Origin of the sequence: Catenulispora subtropica, assembly GCF_039531675.1 — a bacterium.
GTDB lineage: Bacteria > Actinomycetota > Actinomycetes > Streptomycetales > Catenulisporaceae > Catenulispora > Catenulispora subtropica.
Genome location: NZ_BAAAQM010000013.1, coordinates 35,127 through 50,025, shown reverse-complemented (window position 1 = coordinate 50,025; position 14,899 = coordinate 35,127). Strand labels below are relative to the sequence as shown.

The following is a 14,899-nucleotide window of genomic DNA, read 5'->3' as shown; positions in this document are numbered from 1 at the left end:
CGGCGGCGCGCTCACCGTCGCGGCCATAAACGTGACAGTTCTGTCACCGTAAACCGCCCGCGGTAAGATTGGCAACCGTGTCACCTTTAAGCCCGTCGCCCGCCCCCCGCCGACGCCGCGCCGACGCCGTGCACAACGCCCAGGCGATCCTGAACGCCGCCTCCGCCGTGCTGACCGAACGACCCGAGGCAGGTCTGGCCGAGGTCGCCAAGGCCGCGGGCATCAGCCGCAAGACGCTGTACACGCACTTCCCCTCCCGCGACGCCCTGATCAACGCCTTGATCGACCGGGCCACCGCACGCGTCGTCGCCGCGATCGAAGCCGCCGACCTGGAAACCGGGCCAGCCGACCAAGCCCTGGTCCGGCTTCTGGAAGCCGGATGGCGCAGCTTCGAAGACGACCCTTTTCTGCTGCACCTGTCCGCGGCGCCGGCCCCCGCCGAACAGGACCGCGACCGTCACGCCCCGGTCCTGGAGCACCTGCGCCGCGTGGTGATCCGCGGTCAGCGCGAGGGCGACATCGACCCGGAAGCCTCGGTGGACTGGCTGCTGGCCGCCACCCTCGCCCTCGGCCATGCCGCCGGCGAGGAGGTGCGGGCCGGACGGATGACTTCGCAGCAGGCCATCGACGCCCTGCGGATCGGCATTCCTCGTCTCATCGGCAGGCCGAGCGCGACCGGTGAGACGTCGAGCGGGACATGAGCGCGGCCACCGGCCAGGCGGTGACGTGCTGGATCACCGCGGTCGGCGACCTGGTGTACGTGTCCAACGCCGGCAGCGCCACCGTCAGCGTCTACCGCGTGGGCGCCGACGGTTCGTTCCAGCCGGTCGGCACCACCCTCACCCACCCGGGCACCGTCGACTCCGCCGCATCAGGCGACGGCCGGTACCTCTACGTCCAGACCGGAGGCACAGGAACCCTGGACGCGTTCGGGATCAACCCCGACGGCAGCCTCACCCCGATCGACTCCGAGCTCGTGCCGAACGCCGTCGGCGGTGAAGGCGTCGTAGCCTCCTGATCCCTCGGTGCGGCGACACACGTGATCGCCCGCCGCCGATGACACGGCGGGCGATCTGTCGGCCCCGGGCCCAGTGGCGCCCGCAGGCACGCCCGCACCACCGACAGATGCGTCACAAGTGCGCGTTCTACGCGTTCGGGTCCCATTCCGCGAGCTGCTCCATCGGCTCGGTGTCGCCGGTGGTCTCCACGCTGTCGAGCGGGATGCGCGCGTAGAAGTAGAGGACCAGTTCGCTCGCTGCGCCTCGCATCGTCATGTCGCCCGGCTCCGCGTCGGCGGCGAGGTCGTCGCAGCGGACGCCGTCGGCGTCGAGGGTCAGGCGCCAGGAGCGGCCCTCGGTCGCGTGCAGGTCGATCGTCGCCGGCTTGAACGGCCACGGGACGGTCGTCGCCGAGACGGTCGTCAGGAACTCGTCGACGCCCTCGACCGCGACATCCGTCGGCAGCGGCTGTGCGGCACCCTGGGTGAGCTGGGCGTCGTAGGTGTGGAGGGCGATCTCCTGGATCTGGTGCCGGGCCACGGCTCCGCTGGTCTGCGGGGCCTGCGAGCGGCCCCACCAGGTCCAGCAGCCGCGGTCCGGGCCGGCCTCGCGCAGCGCGTCGAGCATGAGCCCGGTCGACTCGGCGAGCCAGGCGTCCAGGGCTTCGCGGTCGCGAGGCGCGGTCGGGGCGCCCTTGGGGTCCGTCTTCGCCGGGGGCTCGGCGCCCGGGCCCGCCGCGACGATGGCGGCCTGGCGGCGGCGGCCGTCGCCGAGGTGCTGCGCCAGGTCGCGCAGCGTCCAGTCCGGGCAGGTCGGGACCTGGACGTCGAGGTCGGGGGCGGACGCGATCGCGGCGCGGAACGCGGCCGAGCGGTCTTCGATCAGCCGCAGGACCTCGGGGAACTCCAAGATGTTTTGCACGTGGGATGGTGTACCACGGTGCTCCGGCCGCCGGGTAGCGAATTCGCCGGACGAACGCGTCGCCGGCCGGGCGGAACGCTGGAGCCGCCGGCACCGGCGCCGAAGCATCCTGATGCTCCGCGCACTGCTCGCCGACGCCGTCGCCGACGATTCACCGCGGGCGTCCCGTCCACTCCCGCAGACGCTCGAGCGGCCAGGTCGTGATCAGCCGGTCCGTGCCCAGGCCGGCGCGGGTGGCGCGGGCGTAGCCGGAGGACTGCCAGTGCAGTTGCTCGGGGGCGTGGGCGTCGGTGTCAACGGCGAACAGGCAGCCCGCGGCGGCGGCCTGGTGCAGCAGATCGTCCGGTGGGTCGCGGCGCTCCGGACGGCAGTTGATCTCCACTGCCGTACCCGCCTGGGCGCAGGCCGCGAACACGGCCTCGGCGTCGAAGCGCGACTGGGGGCGGCCGCGGCCGGTGACGATGCGGCCGGTGCAGTGGCCCAGGACGTCGACGTGCGGGTTGCGCACCGCCGCCACCATGCGCGCGGTCATCGGCTCGGGGTCGGAGCGCAGTTTGGAGTGCACGGAGGCCACGACGACGTCGAGCCGGTCGAGCAGGTCCTCTTCCTGGTCGAGGGAGCCGTCCTCCAGGATGTCGCACTCGATGCCGGTCAGGAGACGGAAGCCGGGTTCGGACCCCGCGTTCAGGTCCGCCACCACGTCCAACTGGCGCCGGAGCCGGTCGGGGCTCAGACCGTGGGCGATCGTGAGGCGCGGCGAGTGGTCGGTGAGTACCGTCCAGCGGTGGCCGAGGGCGCGGGCGGCGGCCGCCATGTCCCCGATGGGGCTGCCGCCGTCCGACCAGTCGGAGTGGACGTGGCAGTCGCCCTGGCTCGCCGCGGCCAGGTCCCAGCCGGCTGCGGCGGCCGGCCCGGTTTCGGCCTCCAGGCGGGCCAGGTAGCCCGGCACGGCACCGGCCGAAGCCTGGGCGATCACCGCGGCGGTGACCGGGCCGACCCCGCGCAGCTGCGTGGCCGCGGCGGCGTCCACGGGCCCCGGCGGCAGGTCGCGCGCGACGTCGGCCGCCGTGTGGAAGGCCCGCACCCGGTAGGGGGAGGCGCCGCGCCACTCCAGGAGGAACGCGATCCGCCGCAGGGCTTCGCCCGGGTCCATGGCTCCAGTGTCAGTCCGGCTCATCGCCCTCGCTCCCCCGGAACGTTCTCCGGTATGCCTGAGGTGACACGCCGACCGTCGCGTTGAAATGGCCTCGCAACGACGCGGAGCTGCCGAAGCCGACGCTCCGGGCGAGGTGGTCGACGGGCAGGTCGCTGGTTTCGAGGAGGTGGCGGGCGTACTCCACGCGTTGCCGGATGAGCCAGTCGCCCGGGGTCAGGCCGACTTCCTGGCGGAAGCGGCGGGTCAGGGTGCGGACGCTCATGCGGGCGTGGCGGGCCAGTTCGTCCAGCGGCAGCGGCTGGTCCAGGCGTTGGAGGGCCCAGGAGCGGGTGGCCGAGGTCGACGTATCGGCCGCGTCGGGCACCGCGCGTTCGATGTACTGGGCCTGGCCGCCGTCGCGCCACGGTGGGACGACGCAGTGGCGGGCCGCCTGGTTGGCGACGGCGCTGCCGTGGTCGCGGCGGATGAGGTGCAGGCACAGGTCGACACCGGCGGCCACACCCGCGGAGGTGAGGACATCGCCGTCGTCGACGAAGAGCACGTCGGCGTCCCAGTCGACCCCCGGGAACAGCCGCCGGCAGGCCTCGGCCTCCTCCCAGTGGGTGGTCGCGGGGCGGCCGTCGAGCAGCCCGGCCGTGCGGGACGTCGACGTCGTCCTCGACGCGGTCGGCGGCGATTACGCGCCCCGCTCCCTGCGCACCATGCGCCGTGGCGGCGTGCTCGTCGCGATCGTGTTCTCGCAGCGGGAGCAGGTGAAGGCCATGGCGCGGGAGTACGGCGTCCGGGTGGAGCACCTGACCGTCGAGGCCGACCACGCGGGGATGGAGGCGATCGCCGACCTCGTCGCGCAGGACCGGCTGCGCGTCGAGATCGACGATGTCCTCCCGTTGGAGAAGGCCGCCGAGGCTCAGCAGCGAGGCGAGACCGGGCGGACGACCGGCAAGCTGGTCCTCACCGTCGCAGCTCGGCAAGCCGGGTAGCGATACTCGCCGGGCTCGCCGTCCGCGCGATCTCCGCACTGACCTCTGCGGCGGCCGCCGCCCACGCCGCATAAGCAGCCGCGCGGATGGCGTGCTGAGCGGCGGTGCAGAGTTCTGCGACGCCCTCGTCGTCGGCTTCCAAGCCGCGTTCGAGGGCGGTCAGAGTGCGACGGATCTCGGGAGAGGATTCGTGGAGCTGCTGCTGCACGGAGAACGGCAGGGCTATACCTCTCGGGACGAGGCAGATCCCGGAGACGGAAACGTGGTGAACTTGCTCACCCTGGATCGCCCCGAGTACCGCAAGACCCGACTACTGCTCGCCGGTGCGGACTATGCTTCGTTCATGTCAAAGCTCCCCGGCTTAGACGGCCCGCGTCGGCTGGGTGCCGAGCATCTGGAACAGCTGGCGGGCATCGACACGGAGCGCTCCGTGGAGTCGGTTCAGGACTTCGCCGAGGCGCTGCAGCGGACGCTGCTGCCGTCCGCTCCGCCGCACCTGGATGGTGCGCACATCGCGTTCCGCTACCTGCCCAGCAACGACGTCACCGCCGTCGGCGGGGACTGGTTCGACGCGATGGCGCTGCCGGGGAAGCGCATCGCGCTGGTGGTGGGCGACGTCATGGGGCACGGGGTCGCCTCGGCGGCGATCATGGGACAGTTGCGGACCGCGGTGCAGACGCTGGCCCACCTGGGGCTGCCGCCGGACGAGGTGCTGTGGGAACTGGACGAGTGCGCGCGGAGGTTGTCGGACACCCACCTGGCCACGTGCCTGTACGGGATCTACGACCGGGTGACGCAGGTCTTCTCGGTCGCCAACGCCGGGCACATACCCCCGATCCTGGCCGTGCCCGGTCAGCGCGCGGCGCTTGCGGACATCCCCTGCGGGACCCCCATCGGGGTCGGCGGGCACGGGTTCGAGACCGCACACCTGCAGATACCGGACGGGACGACGCTGGTGTTGTGCACGGACGGGTTGGTCGAGACCCGGACACGCGAGGTCGGGGAAGGGCTCGATGCGCTGTGCGCGCTGGTCACCGGGCTGCGGTCGCCGCTGGAGCAGGCGTGCGACGCGGTGGTGCAGATGTTGGCGACGGTGCCGCGCGGGGATGACGCCGCGCTGGTCATGGCTTCCTTCGCCGGCATCGCGGACGACCAGGTGGCCAGCTGGTCGCTGGAGCCGGTGCCGCGCGCGGCCGGCCAGGCCCGCCGCCTGGTGCGCCGCCGGCTCGCCGACTGGAAAGCGGGCCACCTCTCCGAGACCGCCGAGGCACTGATCGGCGAACTGGTCGCCAACACGTGCGGCTACGCTTCCCGTCCGGTCACCGTCCGGCTGATCCGCACCGAGACACTCACGTGCGAGGTCTACGACGACGCTCACAAGCTCCCGGCTCGGAAGTATCCTGACGTGCTCAGCGAATCCGGTCGCGGCCTCGGCGTCGTCGCCGCACTGGCCGATCGCTGGGGCTACAGCAGGACCGAGGACGGGAAAGTGGTCTGGTTCGAGCTCGACGGCGCCGCACCGGACGACGGTCACGGCGACGGCGGCCACGACGGAGACCGAGGCACTTCACCACCGGCGGACACGAGCGAGGAGAGCGGTCAATGACTGAGGAGTGGGTCCCGGCCGAAGTGGACGTCAACCGTCCCAGCATCGCGCGCATCTACGACTACCACCTGGGGGGAACCCACAACTTCCCCGCCGACCGCGAGGCCGCGGCCCAGGTGGTCGCCTCGATGCCCGAGCTCCCCGCGGTCCTCCGGGTCAACCGCGACTTCCTGGGCCGCTGCGTGCAATACCTGGCCGACCAGGGCATCCGCTACTTCCTCGACCTCGGCTCCGGCATCCCGACGAACGGCAACGTCCACGAGATAGCGCAGGCCGTCGACCCCTCGGCCCGCGTCGTCTACGTCGACAACGACCCGACGGCCGTCATCCACGCCCGCAAGCTGCTCGCCGGCAACGACCGCGTCGCCGTCCTGAACGCCGACCTCCGCGAGCCGAAGGCGATCCTCGACGACCCCGAGGTGAAGCGCCTCCTGCTCCTCGACCTGGACGAGCCCATCGCGATCCTGATGAGCGCGGTCCTGCACTTCGTCCCGGACGACACCGAGGCCGAGGCGCTGGTGGCGGCGTATCGCGATGCGATGCCGCCGGGGAGCTTCCTCGCGATCTCGCATGGCGCCGACACCTCGGAGGACGCTGAGCGGATCGACACGGCTGTGCAGACCTACACGCGGGCGGTCGCACCGTTGAAGCTGCGTACGAAGCAGCAGGTCGGTGCGTTTCTCACGGGGCTGGAGATCGTGGAGCCCGGGGTGGTCCACTGCTCGGAGTGGCGTCAGGCGGCGCCGGAGGGTCAACAGCTGCCTCAGATCTGTGGTGTGGGGCGCAAGCCGGTGGGCTCCCAGTAGGGCCGAATCCCGTGGATCTTGGCGTCCTCCGTGAGCTGACGGCGGCAGCCCCGCCACGGCGGTCGAGGGCCGCGAGAAGGTCGTCGAGTGTCGCTGTCACCACTGTCGGTCGTCGGCCCCACCGGGTTCTCCGGGGCCGTTCAGAAAAGCCGCCAGTGGCCCTCGGAGACGATCTCGACGGCTCCGTCAGCCACCATGACGGCGGTGTCGTCGTCGATGGCATAAGCCGGGTTCGGCAAGGCGGCTGCCCAGCGCTCGGCTTCGGCCATGGTGTTCTCCGGCAGGGCCGGGTGGTCCAGATGCGGGAAGAGGGAGAAGTCGACGAGGCCCAGGGTCTCGTCGTTGCCGGTGGGCGACTTCCACCCGACGAACTCCTCCCCGATGCGGGGCGTCATGACCATGCTCCCGGCGCTCAGCCCGACCCATACCTTCTCGTGCAGGGAGGGGAGCAGCTCCGCCAGGCCGGACTGGCGCATCCAGTGGCACAGGTACAGCGCGTCACCGCCGTTGGCGAGCAGGACGTCGGCCTGCTGGACCCAGGGCAGCCACCGCTCCACACCGATGCTGGGCAAGGCGGTGAGCTCCAGGACGCCCATGGATCTCCAGCCGAGCTCGCACATCGGGGTGGTGGCCCGCCCGGTGATGAAGCGCCAGGCTCCGGCCGGGCTCCCCATGGGGTGTCCGTAGCCGGCGGTGGGGATGCACAGGGCGTCGGCCTCCTCTACGGGCTTGCCCAGGAGGTCGACCAGGGCCTGCTGGATGCTGGGGTTCTTCACTCCGGCGGAGGTGAGGAGCAGTTTCACGATGTCTCCAGCGCAGGGTAATCGTTTCTGCGGATAGTGTCCTGGAGCCCGCCACGGTAGGGCGGGCGGCCTGGGGGCTGGCCCGGGTTGTTCGCAGTCTGACACGCAGGACTGACAACACCGGGGCGGCACGGTCTGCGGCGGTCTCGCACCGCGGGGCGGCCACCATGTGGCGGTGGAGGCTCCAGTCGGCCTCGTCGTCGGGGACCAGCTTGTGCGCGGCGTCGCTCCTCGCGGCCGTCGGGCTCCGCCGCGCTCTCGTCCATCGTGTACATCGGCTCCCCTCGAAAGGCGCGGATGAAAAAACGTGACCCCCGCGGCGCCCCCGCGTCTCCTTGGTCAACTACCCCTCACCAAGGAGCACCCCTGATGCGCAAGACCCCTTCGGCCGTGGCCGCCGGCATCCTCGCCGCCGCGCTCGCCGGATGTGCCTCGTCCGCGGCCCCGCAGTCACAGGCGGCGGGTGGGACGGACTCGGCTCCCTCCTCCGTTTCGGCCACGACCGGCTCGACGGACGCGACCGACTCGACGGACGCGACCACGCCCGCGGCGGCCGACCCGACCCCGCAACCGACGTCCTCCCCCGCCGCCAAGCCGACGTCCTCGCACTCCCCGACCACCCCCGCGCCGACCACCCCGCCCAGCAAGTCCAAGACCACCAGTCCGGCCGGCACGACGACACGGCCCACGACACCCGGCACCGTACCCTCGTCCTTCGGCTACAACCCTTCGGCCGACTCGAAGGGCCAGATAGCCGCGGCGCGCGCCGCCGCCAAGGCCGACAACCGCGAGGTCCTGCTCGACTTCGGCGCGAGCTGGTGCGGCAACTGCGTCGCGATGGACAAGGACTTCCACGACCCGAAGGTCCAAGCGGTCTTGGCGGCGTCGTACCACCTGGTGCAGATCGACGTGGACGCCAGCGGCAGCATGAACCTGCTGGCGCAGTACTCGCCGAACAGTGCCGGCGGCTACGGCCTGCCCGTGCTGATCATTCTCAGTCCGTCGGGCGCCACGCGCGTGGACACGGACAAGAGCGGCAATCCCGGTTTCGACACGGCGTCGTTCCTGGCGTTCCTGAAGAAGTGGGCGGGATGAAGCCCGCCCGGATCCAGCTCGCCGGCGGCGTCGCAGCCCTCGTGATCGCCGCCGGCGCCGCCTATGTGGCCGCTGTGGCCACAGCCGATGACGGTGGCAGCAAGCCGTCAGGGTCCACGCAGCTGGCCCGGTTCTCCGATCAAGGCGTGACGGTCACCATCGGCGTCAAGGACCGCTCCGCGGCCCACGCCACCCTGGTGGCCACCTTCGCCCCGGACCGCCCCGGCTTCCATCTCTACAGCATCGACCTGCCCCCTGACGGCATCCACGGTGTCGGCCGCCCCATCTCGCTGGCGGCGACGAAGGGCGGCATGCTGACGGCGACCGGCCCGCTGAGCGCCGAGACCGCCGCCACCACGCTCACGCTGACGGGCACGGACCTGACGCTGCCGGTCTACCCCGACGGGCCGGTGACGGTCGACCTCCCGGTGACCGTCGCCGACCACGGCGATGCGACGGTGCTGGTCGGCTACGCCGCGTGCAGCAGGTCGACGTGCCTGCCGCCGGTCAGCGGCCATCCCGTGGTCCTGAAGATCACGTAGGGGACCGTCTGGACGACCGCCTAGGTGTCGGAAGCCTCGGAGCCGGCGACAGCGTCCCGCCACCGCGCGAGCCTGCCGCTGCTCCGTTTGTCGGCTCGCCGCTGTGCGCGCCGCGCCTTGCGGCCATCCGGGCGATAGAAGCGTCGGGCCCATGGGGAGTCCGGCTTGGCCAGGCGGAGGGTTCCGACCAGGGCGATCAAGGGGACCAGGACTCCGCAGACCGCGGTGTAGGCCTTGCCCTTGTACGCGCACACCAGCGCGAACGCGAGGTTGACCGCGACGGTCGCGGCGAAGGTCCCGCGCCCGGTCCCGGGCTGGTCGTCGGCGAACGGGTTGCTCGCCACGAGCAGCAGGGCGCCGAAGCCCGCGGCGTAGACCACGACGTCGACGGACTTGCGGCCCTCGGTCGCCCAGTAGACGTCGCCCAGGTAGAGCCACAGGGCGTACTCGTCGAGGGTCAGTGCGGCGCCGGCGCCGAACAGGGCGGCGAACACGTGGTACCAGGGCGCGCCCGGGCGGAAGGAGAACTCGGCGACGCCCGCGATCATCATGGCGAAGATGCCGTAGACCAGGTGATGAACATGGACGCCGCCCTGCACGTTGTCCCGGAAGGGCCCGCGCCCGGCCCGGATGAGGTGGGTGACGATGCGGGTGACCGCGAAGGCCGCCACGAACGCCGCCAGCATCCAGAGCGTGGCGGCCCGACCGGAGGTGCTGAGCAGTTCCACGGGTGCTCCCGCCGATGTCCACGAGGTCGGCGTCGATCATCCAGCCGCCTCGTGCTCGCACCCTATGTCGGCCGGCGGCGGACTGCGACTGCAGACGGCCGCCGCGGCTCAGCCCTCCGGCAGCAGCCCCATCTCGTCGGGGTTGCAACCGGTACTCAGGTACGGGTTTACCGTCATACAGGTCCCTGTGCAGGGACGTGACGACGGGAGTGCGCGCGATGAGTGATCTTGCCTGGGTGCCGCAGTCCTGCACGCTGCCCACGGAGGAACAACCGCTGCGCGTCGCCGAGTGGGACGCGCTGTTCGCCGGCCATGCGGTGTCGCTGTCCCGGCCGCAGCCGCTGCGTCTGCGTGTTGAGCTTGCGGGCGGGCCCGGCGTCGGGGAGCGGGTGCGTGATCTCGCCGAGCGGGAGGGCGGCTGCTGCTCGTTCTTCACCTTCGCCGTCTCCAGCTCCGGCGACGAGAGGCGGATCGCGCTGGACATCGTGGTGGACCCGGTGCATGAGGCGGTTCTGGAGTCCTTGGCCACGCGGATCACGCGGTCCGTGGAGGCGCGGTGAGCGGCGGCCTGCGCAGCGGACAGGTCGCCGCGGCGGCCGGGGTCAACGTCGAGACGCTGCGCTACTACGAGCGGCGCGGCCTGCTGACGAAGCCCGAGCGCAGCAACGGCGGACACCGCCTGTACCCCGAGGACACCGTGACCGTACTGCGGGTGATCAAGGTCGCTCAGCGGCTCGGCTTCACGTTGGAGGAGGTCGCCGAGCTGCTGGAGACCGGCCGCCACCGGCACGACCGCGGCGTTCCCGGGCTGAGGGCGCGTGCCGAGGCCAAGCTCGCGGAGATCGACGCGAAGATCGCCGGCCTGATCGGCATCCGCGCCGCCCTGGTCGCCGCCGTGGAGGCCGGATGCGACGACCTGACCGCCTGTGCGACCAGCATCTGCTGCCCCATCCCCTTCGCCGGGCCCGTCGACCGTTCACCAGATACCCCCTAGGGTATAGTGGGCGGAGACGCCGAAGAAAGGGAGTGCCTCACATGTGCCGACGCGCCACCTGCAAGACCTGCGGCAAGGCGACCTACCGGGGCTGCGGGATGCACGTCGAGCAGGTGCTCGCCGGCGTACCCGGCTCGGAGCGCTGCGACTGCGCACGAACGAAGGGCGCGTCCGGCAGCGGCTTCTTTTCCCGGCTGCGGGGATCGCGCAAGGCTGAGTAATCTCTGCGCGTGGACAATCACGAGCGGTACGCGGGGTATCAGGAAGATGCGAACCTGCTGGCGGCGATCGGGGAACTGGTCGACGCCCAAGTCGGCCGCGTCACGGTACGCCTGCCCAAAACTGTGGCCGAGGCCGCTGTGGCCGCGTGGGAGCGGGACGACCCGTACGAAGACACCCTCGAGACCACCGAGCAGCGTGAGGTGCGGGGGAAGGCGGCGGATCTGGCGATGATCGGCTTGGAGATCTCGCAGCGCGGCCGGGTCGAGGGCGAGGAGGTCGTGGTCGACCTGCGAGTCGGTTTGGCGGGCGCCGCGGTGGTGGCCTCGCTGTAGCCCCGTCCCGCTACCCTCGGGTATATGGCGATTCAGCGTATGGACAATGTCGGCATCGTCGTCGAAGATCTCGACGCAGCCGTCGCCTTCTTCACCGAACTCGGCATGGAGCTCGAAGGCAGGATGCCGATCGAGGGGCCCTGGGCCGAGAAGTGCGTCGGGATCGAGGGCATGCGGAGCGAGATCGCGATGATGCGGATCCCGGACGCGCCGGGCCGGCTCGAACTGGCGATGTACCACGCCCCGAAGGCGATCGTCCCGGAACCCGCGGTCTATCCGCCGAACACCGTGGGCCTGCACCGCGTCATGTTCGCCGTCGACGACCTCCAGGGCACTCTTGAGCGCCTGCGCCCACACGGCGCCGAACTCGTCGGCGAGGTGACGCGCTTCGAGGACAGCTACCTGCTGTGCTACCTGCGCGGGCCGAGCGGCATCATCGTCGCGCTCGCCGAGCAGTTGAGCTAGCTTCCGCGGGGCCGAGGTCCCGCGATGTAGCTGTCGGTGCCTCTGCCGCAGAGGCCCCCCTCCCTTAGGGAGGCGGGCCTCTGATTCATTTCCAAAGCGTCACCAGCGGCCACTCGCTCAGGCAGCCGGGGTGTAGATCTGGTTGATCACACCGCTTGCGAAGGCCTCGGCCGACGACAGGCTCAGCTTCACGTCTTCGAGGTCGTCGAACCAGCGGGTGCCCTTGCCGAGGACGAGAGGGTGGACGAACAGCTGGAGGCGATCGAGGAGTCCGGCCCTGAGCAGCGACCGGACGAGGGTGATGCTGCCGGTGACGGCGATGTCCTTGCCCTCGGTGTCCTTCAGGGCGCTGATTCCGGCCAGCACGTCGCCGGTGATGATCTCGGTGTTGTTCCAGGTGGCTTCCGTCAGGGTGGTGGTGACGACGTACTTCTTCTGGTTGTTCATGAAGCCGGCGAACTCGTCTTCGCTGGTGGGCCAGTAGGCGGCGAACTCCTGGTACTGGACACGGCCCAGCAGCATCGCGTCGCAGTCGGCCATGGCGGCGCCCACGGCGTTACCCATCTCGTCGTCGAAGTAGGGGAAGTGCCAGGTGTCGGGTGCCTGGGCCACGCCGTCCAGGGAAACGAACAAGCTCGCGACGATCTTGCGCATCGGAATCTCCAAGGTGAACTGTACTGTACGGTACTGCCTGTGGGTACTGTACCGTACGGTACACTCCTGAGGGTGTCAACGGTCGCTGGCACCGAAGCGGGAGGAGCGAAGATGCAGAAGGCCGGTCCGTCACCCTCGGACGCCGGTGAGGACGTCACCACGCAGGCCAGGCACCGCATCATCGACGCCGCGATGGAGGTGTTCCTGCGAGACGGCTACGTGGGCGCCAAGACCGACGAGATCGCGTCGGTGGCCGGGGCGTCCAAGCAGACGATCTACAAGCACTTCGGTCGCAAAGAGAACCTCTTCGAGCAGATCGTCCTCGACCGCCTGGGCGGCATCGACGAGATCTTCCAGGCCGCCATCCGCAAGCTGGCGGTGACCGACGACGTCGAGGTCACCTTGACGGCGGTCGCGCGCGAATTCGTCCACACCATCATGCAGCCGTCCCAGCTGCGGGTGCGCCGCCTCGTCATCGCCGAAGCCGGCCGCTTCCCCCATCTCGGGCTCGCCTACTTCGAGGCCGGACCCGAGCGCGTGCACGCCGCGCTGGCGTCGGCCTTCGGACAGCTCGCCGACCGCGGACTGCTGCGGATCGACGAACCGGTCCTCGCCGCCAACCACTTCACCTGGCTCGTCGTCTCGATCCCGGTCAACAAGGTCATGTTCTGCGGCGACGACACCCAGTTCACTCAAGCAGAGCTCGATCATTATGCTGACGCCGCCGTCCAGGTCTTCACGGCCGCCTACCGCCCGGTGCGTGGCCCAGCTGAGTCTTAGAGGAACAGGCGTACCGCTCCACTCCCCGTGACGGTGAGCAGGCACAAGGCCGCGGGGCTGGTCAGGAACCGTCGCCCCGCAGGGAACAAGTTCGGGTGCCGCGTGATCCAGTCGGCGCGGCGCGCCCAGCGGCCGGGTTCGCGCGGCGTGTCACGCTCGCGGCAGTAGAACAGCGCGGTGAAGGCCAGCCGCAAGGGGATGTAGGCCGCGATCAGGGCGGCGAGGGCACGGGCGACAGCCACTGGGCACCTCCTTCCGGTTACTGAGGTGTTGTAGGGAGTATCTGCTGCTTGGGCGTTTTTTGGCAGAAACTGATCACGATGTGAGAGAGCACACACCCGACACCGTCGTGCGGAGCCACATCAGCACTATCGTGCCCCACCGATACCGGTAGTCCAGCGGATCCGGTCGCCTGGAAGATGGTGACATGAACGTCTTGTGGCTCGGCGGCCCGCCGGGATCGGGGAAGAGCACGATCGCCCGGCGGATCGCCCGGCGCCACGGCCTGCGGTGGTACTGCTCCGACCCGCATACGTGGGACCACCGCGCGCGGGCCGTGCGCGCGGGGGTCCCGGCCGCGCTCCGCTTCGACGCGCTCTCGCCGGAGCAGCGCGCGGCGCTCCCGATGCCGGAGCAGCTCGCGATGGCGCTGAACCGCGAGCGCGGCCCGCTGACCGTCGAAGATCTGGCGGCGCTCCCCCGTGCGCCGCTGATCATCGCCGAGGGCACGCCGATCACCCCGGACGTCGTCCCGAGCGGGGCGCCGGCGCTGTTTCTCACGCTGTCGGCGGACCGCCGGCGCGAACGGCTCGACCGGCGCCACGGGCCCGGCTCCGTCCCCGCCCGCTACCTGCACCTCGGACAGGTGATCGCGGACGAGCTGAAGGAGTCCGACGCGCCGACCCTGGCCGTCGACGACCTGTCGCCCGACCAAGCCGTCGCCGCCGTCGAGGCCCACTTCGCGCGGGCTCTGGCCCGCGGCCCCAAGGCCGGCACGGCCGCCGAACGGCGCGCGCTCCTGCGCTACGCGAACCGTGCCGAGGTCCAGCGCCACACCGATTTCCACGCCCGGCCGACCAGCTCCGGCGACCTGGCCTCCGTGCGCCACGCGTTCCTGTGCGAGTGCGATCTGCCGGACTGCGAAGCCCAGGTCGAGCTGGCCGTCTCGGACTTCCCCGGTCCTCCGGACGACGGGTCGTCCCCGTTCTTGGCTCCGGGGCACCGGGCGTGCGGCTGAAAGTTTTTCCGGCGAGCCTGTAGTGATCCGGCCGGCCCGTTCGTCAATCAGACGCCAACGGCGCGAGACGCCGTCCGACGAGGAGTGAACGGAGCAGACAGATGAAGTACCTGATGCTGGTGTGCGTGGACCCCGGCTTCAAGGAGCGGGACCCGGGGGCGCCCGACGTCGAGGAGTGGGTCAAGGACAACGACGCCAAGGGCATCCGGCTGCTGGGCGACCGCATCCGCCCCGAGAGCGACGCGACCACCGTGCGGGTGCGCGGCGGCGAGGTGCTGCTCACCGACGGCCCGTACGTGGAGACCAAGGACCTGATCGCCGGGTTCGACGTCCTGGAGTGCGCCGATCTGGACGAGGCCGTCGCGGTCGCGGCGGGGCACCCGATGGCGTGGCACGGCGTGATCGAGCTGCGGCCGTTCTGGGCCGACGGAGCCGACGGAGCCGACGACTAGATGGTCGCCACCGACGACTGATCGGGCAGCGCCGACAGGCAGAACGCGACGCGCGGGAAGGCGAGGGGAACGGCGATGGCCGACGGAGCCGACGAGGTCGACAGGATCGAGGGGGTCGACAGGATCGA

The 14,899-nt window shown here is 70.8% G+C and carries 21 protein-coding genes and 1 pseudogene; 15 read left to right on the top strand and 7 right to left on the bottom strand.

Translation table 11 applies throughout. The features are described 5' to 3' along the window. The first annotated feature begins 77 nt into the window (after nucleotides 1–77). Nucleotides 78–701, top strand: a complete 624-nt coding sequence (locus tag ABD466_RS13660; protein WP_344657377.1) for a TetR/AcrR family transcriptional regulator — start codon at nucleotides 78–80, stop codon at nucleotides 699–701. Next, nucleotides 698–1,018: a lactonase family protein gene (locus tag ABD466_RS13655; protein WP_344657376.1), complete on the top strand. Its 321-nt coding sequence runs from the start codon at nucleotides 698–700 to the stop codon at nucleotides 1,016–1,018. Before ABD466_RS13660 ends, ABD466_RS13655 begins: the two co-directional genes overlap by 4 nt. Before the next feature lie 127 nt (nucleotides 1,019–1,145). Here ABD466_RS13655 and ABD466_RS13650 read toward each other — a convergent pair whose 3' ends face one another. From ABD466_RS13650 to ABD466_RS13640, 3 genes and pseudogenes are all read right to left on the bottom strand, one after another. Next, nucleotides 1,146–1,919 (bottom strand): maleylpyruvate isomerase family mycothiol-dependent enzyme, encoded by a 774-nt coding sequence (locus tag ABD466_RS13650; protein ID WP_344657375.1) that lies wholly within the window; start codon nucleotides 1,917–1,919, stop codon nucleotides 1,146–1,148. A 151-nt stretch (nucleotides 1,920–2,070) separates the two neighbouring features. Beyond that, entirely contained in the window at nucleotides 2,071–3,072 is a 1,002-nt protein-coding gene (locus ABD466_RS13645; RefSeq protein ID WP_344657374.1) for a PHP domain-containing protein, read from the bottom strand. Nucleotides 3,073–3,082: 10 nt separating this feature from the next. After that, a pseudogene (locus ABD466_RS13640) lies at nucleotides 3,083–3,709 on the bottom strand (GlxA family transcriptional regulator); the annotation flags it as partial. Between ABD466_RS13640 and ABD466_RS13635 the strand changes: the two are divergent. The 3 genes from ABD466_RS13635 (at nucleotide 3,678) to ABD466_RS13625 (ending at nucleotide 6,467) form a co-directional block, all read left to right on the top strand. Continuing rightward, nucleotides 3,678–4,055, top strand: a complete 378-nt coding sequence (locus ABD466_RS13635; protein ID WP_344657470.1) for a zinc-binding dehydrogenase — start codon at nucleotides 3,678–3,680, stop codon at nucleotides 4,053–4,055. The pseudogene ABD466_RS13640 and the gene ABD466_RS13635 overlap by 32 nt on opposite strands. Nucleotides 4,056–4,398: 343 nt before the next feature. Continuing rightward, on the top strand, nucleotides 4,399–5,661 hold the full coding sequence (locus tag ABD466_RS13630; RefSeq protein WP_344657373.1) for a SpoIIE family protein phosphatase: 1,263 nt from the start codon (nucleotides 4,399–4,401) through the stop codon (nucleotides 5,659–5,661). Then, nucleotides 5,658–6,467 carry an SAM-dependent methyltransferase gene (locus ABD466_RS13625; RefSeq protein ID WP_344657372.1) on the top strand — a complete coding sequence of 270 codons (810 nt, stop codon included), beginning with the start codon at nucleotides 5,658–5,660 and terminating at the stop codon, nucleotides 6,465–6,467. Before ABD466_RS13630 ends, ABD466_RS13625 begins: the two co-directional genes overlap by 4 nt. Before the next feature lie 140 nt (nucleotides 6,468–6,607). Here ABD466_RS13625 and ABD466_RS13620 read toward each other — a convergent pair whose 3' ends face one another. Then, on the bottom strand, nucleotides 6,608–7,270 hold the full coding sequence (locus tag ABD466_RS13620) for a Type 1 glutamine amidotransferase-like domain-containing protein (RefSeq protein WP_344657371.1): 663 nt from the start codon (nucleotides 7,268–7,270) through the stop codon (nucleotides 6,608–6,610). 369 nt (nucleotides 7,271–7,639) lie between these two features. On the opposite strand from ABD466_RS13620, the gene ABD466_RS13615 reads away from it, so the two are divergent. Continuing rightward, nucleotides 7,640–8,365, top strand: coding sequence for a thioredoxin family protein (locus ABD466_RS13615; RefSeq protein WP_344657370.1), 726 nt, complete (start codon nucleotides 7,640–7,642; stop codon nucleotides 8,363–8,365). Then, nucleotides 8,362–8,907 carry a hypothetical protein gene (locus tag ABD466_RS13610; RefSeq protein ID WP_344657369.1) on the top strand — a complete coding sequence of 182 codons (546 nt, stop codon included), beginning with the start codon at nucleotides 8,362–8,364 and terminating at the stop codon, nucleotides 8,905–8,907. The genes ABD466_RS13615 and ABD466_RS13610 overlap by 4 nt, the downstream gene beginning before the upstream one ends. A gap of 20 nt (nucleotides 8,908–8,927) precedes the next feature. On the opposite strand, the gene ABD466_RS13605 is transcribed toward ABD466_RS13610, so the two are convergent. After that, the gene (locus tag ABD466_RS13605) at nucleotides 8,928–9,635 is read right to left on the bottom strand and encodes a hypothetical protein (RefSeq protein WP_344657368.1); all 708 of its coding nucleotides are present in this window, start codon (nucleotides 9,633–9,635) and stop codon (nucleotides 8,928–8,930) included. Between the two features lie 218 nt (nucleotides 9,636–9,853). Here ABD466_RS13605 and ABD466_RS13600 point away from each other — a divergent pair, with 218 nt between their 5' ends. Genes ABD466_RS13600 through ABD466_RS13580 form a run of 5 tightly spaced genes read left to right on the top strand, consistent with a single transcriptional unit; the run spans nucleotide 9,854 to nucleotide 11,648 of the window. After that, complete coding sequence (locus ABD466_RS13600) at nucleotides 9,854–10,195, top strand: hypothetical protein (protein ID WP_344657367.1); 342 nt, start codon at nucleotides 9,854–9,856, stop codon at nucleotides 10,193–10,195. Next, complete coding sequence (locus ABD466_RS13595; RefSeq protein ID WP_344657366.1) at nucleotides 10,192–10,629, top strand: MerR family transcriptional regulator; 438 nt, start codon at nucleotides 10,192–10,194, stop codon at nucleotides 10,627–10,629. The genes ABD466_RS13600 and ABD466_RS13595 overlap by 4 nt, the downstream gene beginning before the upstream one ends. Before the next feature lie 41 nt (nucleotides 10,630–10,670). Next, nucleotides 10,671–10,850 (top strand): hypothetical protein, encoded by a 180-nt coding sequence (locus ABD466_RS13590; RefSeq protein WP_344657365.1) that lies wholly within the window; start codon nucleotides 10,671–10,673, stop codon nucleotides 10,848–10,850. Nucleotides 10,851–10,859: 9 nt separating this feature from the next. After that, nucleotides 10,860–11,183: a hypothetical protein gene (locus ABD466_RS13585; protein WP_344657364.1), complete on the top strand. Its 324-nt coding sequence runs from the start codon at nucleotides 10,860–10,862 to the stop codon at nucleotides 11,181–11,183. A 24-nt stretch (nucleotides 11,184–11,207) separates the two neighbouring features. Then, nucleotides 11,208–11,648, top strand: coding sequence for a VOC family protein (locus tag ABD466_RS13580; RefSeq protein ID WP_344657363.1), 441 nt, complete (start codon nucleotides 11,208–11,210; stop codon nucleotides 11,646–11,648). 117 nt (nucleotides 11,649–11,765) lie between these two features. Here ABD466_RS13580 and ABD466_RS13575 read toward each other — a convergent pair whose 3' ends face one another. Beyond that, nucleotides 11,766–12,302, bottom strand: a complete 537-nt coding sequence (locus ABD466_RS13575; protein WP_344657362.1) for a dihydrofolate reductase family protein — start codon at nucleotides 12,300–12,302, stop codon at nucleotides 11,766–11,768. 111 nt (nucleotides 12,303–12,413) lie between these two features. Here ABD466_RS13575 and ABD466_RS13570 point away from each other — a divergent pair, with 111 nt between their 5' ends. Next, nucleotides 12,414–13,082 (top strand): TetR/AcrR family transcriptional regulator, encoded by a 669-nt coding sequence (locus ABD466_RS13570; RefSeq protein WP_344657361.1) that lies wholly within the window; start codon nucleotides 12,414–12,416, stop codon nucleotides 13,080–13,082. Here ABD466_RS13570 and ABD466_RS13565 read toward each other — a convergent pair. Next, on the bottom strand, nucleotides 13,079–13,324 hold the full coding sequence (locus ABD466_RS13565) for a hypothetical protein (protein ID WP_344657360.1): 246 nt from the start codon (nucleotides 13,322–13,324) through the stop codon (nucleotides 13,079–13,081). The genes ABD466_RS13570 and ABD466_RS13565 overlap by 4 nt on opposite strands. A 185-nt stretch (nucleotides 13,325–13,509) precedes the next feature. Between ABD466_RS13565 and ABD466_RS13560 the strand changes: the two genes are divergently transcribed. Both ABD466_RS13560 and ABD466_RS13555 read left to right on the top strand, forming a co-directional pair. Beyond that, a complete protein-coding gene (locus ABD466_RS13560; protein ID WP_344657359.1) occupies nucleotides 13,510–14,319 on the top strand; it encodes a P-loop nucleotide/nucleoside kinase family protein in 810 nt (269 codons plus the stop codon). Nucleotides 14,320–14,420: 101 nt separating this feature from the next. Then, nucleotides 14,421–14,771 (top strand): YciI family protein, encoded by a 351-nt coding sequence (locus ABD466_RS13555; RefSeq protein WP_344657358.1) that lies wholly within the window; start codon nucleotides 14,421–14,423, stop codon nucleotides 14,769–14,771. The last annotated feature ends 128 nt before the right edge of the window (nucleotides 14,772–14,899 follow it).

Excerpts from the sequence above, each read along its gene's own strand:
- ABD466_RS13655 (WP_344657376.1), top strand. The coding sequence starts at position 698 with ATGAGCGCGGCCACCGGCCAGGCGGTGACGTGCTGGATCACCGCGGTC.
- ABD466_RS13645 (WP_344657374.1), bottom strand. The coding sequence starts at position 3,072 with ATGGACCCGGGCGAAGCCCTGCGGCGGATCGCGTTCCTCCTGGAGTGG.
- ABD466_RS13630 (WP_344657373.1), top strand. The coding sequence starts at position 4,399 with ATGTCAAAGCTCCCCGGCTTAGACGGCCCGCGTCGGCTGGGTGCCGAG.
- ABD466_RS13625 (WP_344657372.1), top strand. The coding sequence starts at position 5,658 with ATGACTGAGGAGTGGGTCCCGGCCGAAGTGGACGTCAACCGTCCCAGC.
- ABD466_RS13615 (WP_344657370.1), top strand. The coding sequence starts at position 7,640 with ATGCGCAAGACCCCTTCGGCCGTGGCCGCCGGCATCCTCGCCGCCGCG.
- ABD466_RS13610 (WP_344657369.1), top strand. The coding sequence starts at position 8,362 with ATGAAGCCCGCCCGGATCCAGCTCGCCGGCGGCGTCGCAGCCCTCGTG.
- ABD466_RS13600 (WP_344657367.1), top strand. The coding sequence starts at position 9,854 with ATGAGTGATCTTGCCTGGGTGCCGCAGTCCTGCACGCTGCCCACGGAG.
- ABD466_RS13590 (WP_344657365.1), top strand. The coding sequence starts at position 10,671 with ATGTGCCGACGCGCCACCTGCAAGACCTGCGGCAAGGCGACCTACCGG.
- ABD466_RS13580 (WP_344657363.1), top strand. The coding sequence starts at position 11,208 with ATGGCGATTCAGCGTATGGACAATGTCGGCATCGTCGTCGAAGATCTC.
- ABD466_RS13575 (WP_344657362.1), bottom strand. The coding sequence starts at position 12,302 with ATGCGCAAGATCGTCGCGAGCTTGTTCGTTTCCCTGGACGGCGTGGCC.
- ABD466_RS13570 (WP_344657361.1), top strand. The coding sequence starts at position 12,414 with ATGCAGAAGGCCGGTCCGTCACCCTCGGACGCCGGTGAGGACGTCACC.
- ABD466_RS13560 (WP_344657359.1), top strand. The coding sequence starts at position 13,510 with ATGAACGTCTTGTGGCTCGGCGGCCCGCCGGGATCGGGGAAGAGCACG.
- ABD466_RS13555 (WP_344657358.1), top strand. The coding sequence starts at position 14,421 with ATGAAGTACCTGATGCTGGTGTGCGTGGACCCCGGCTTCAAGGAGCGG.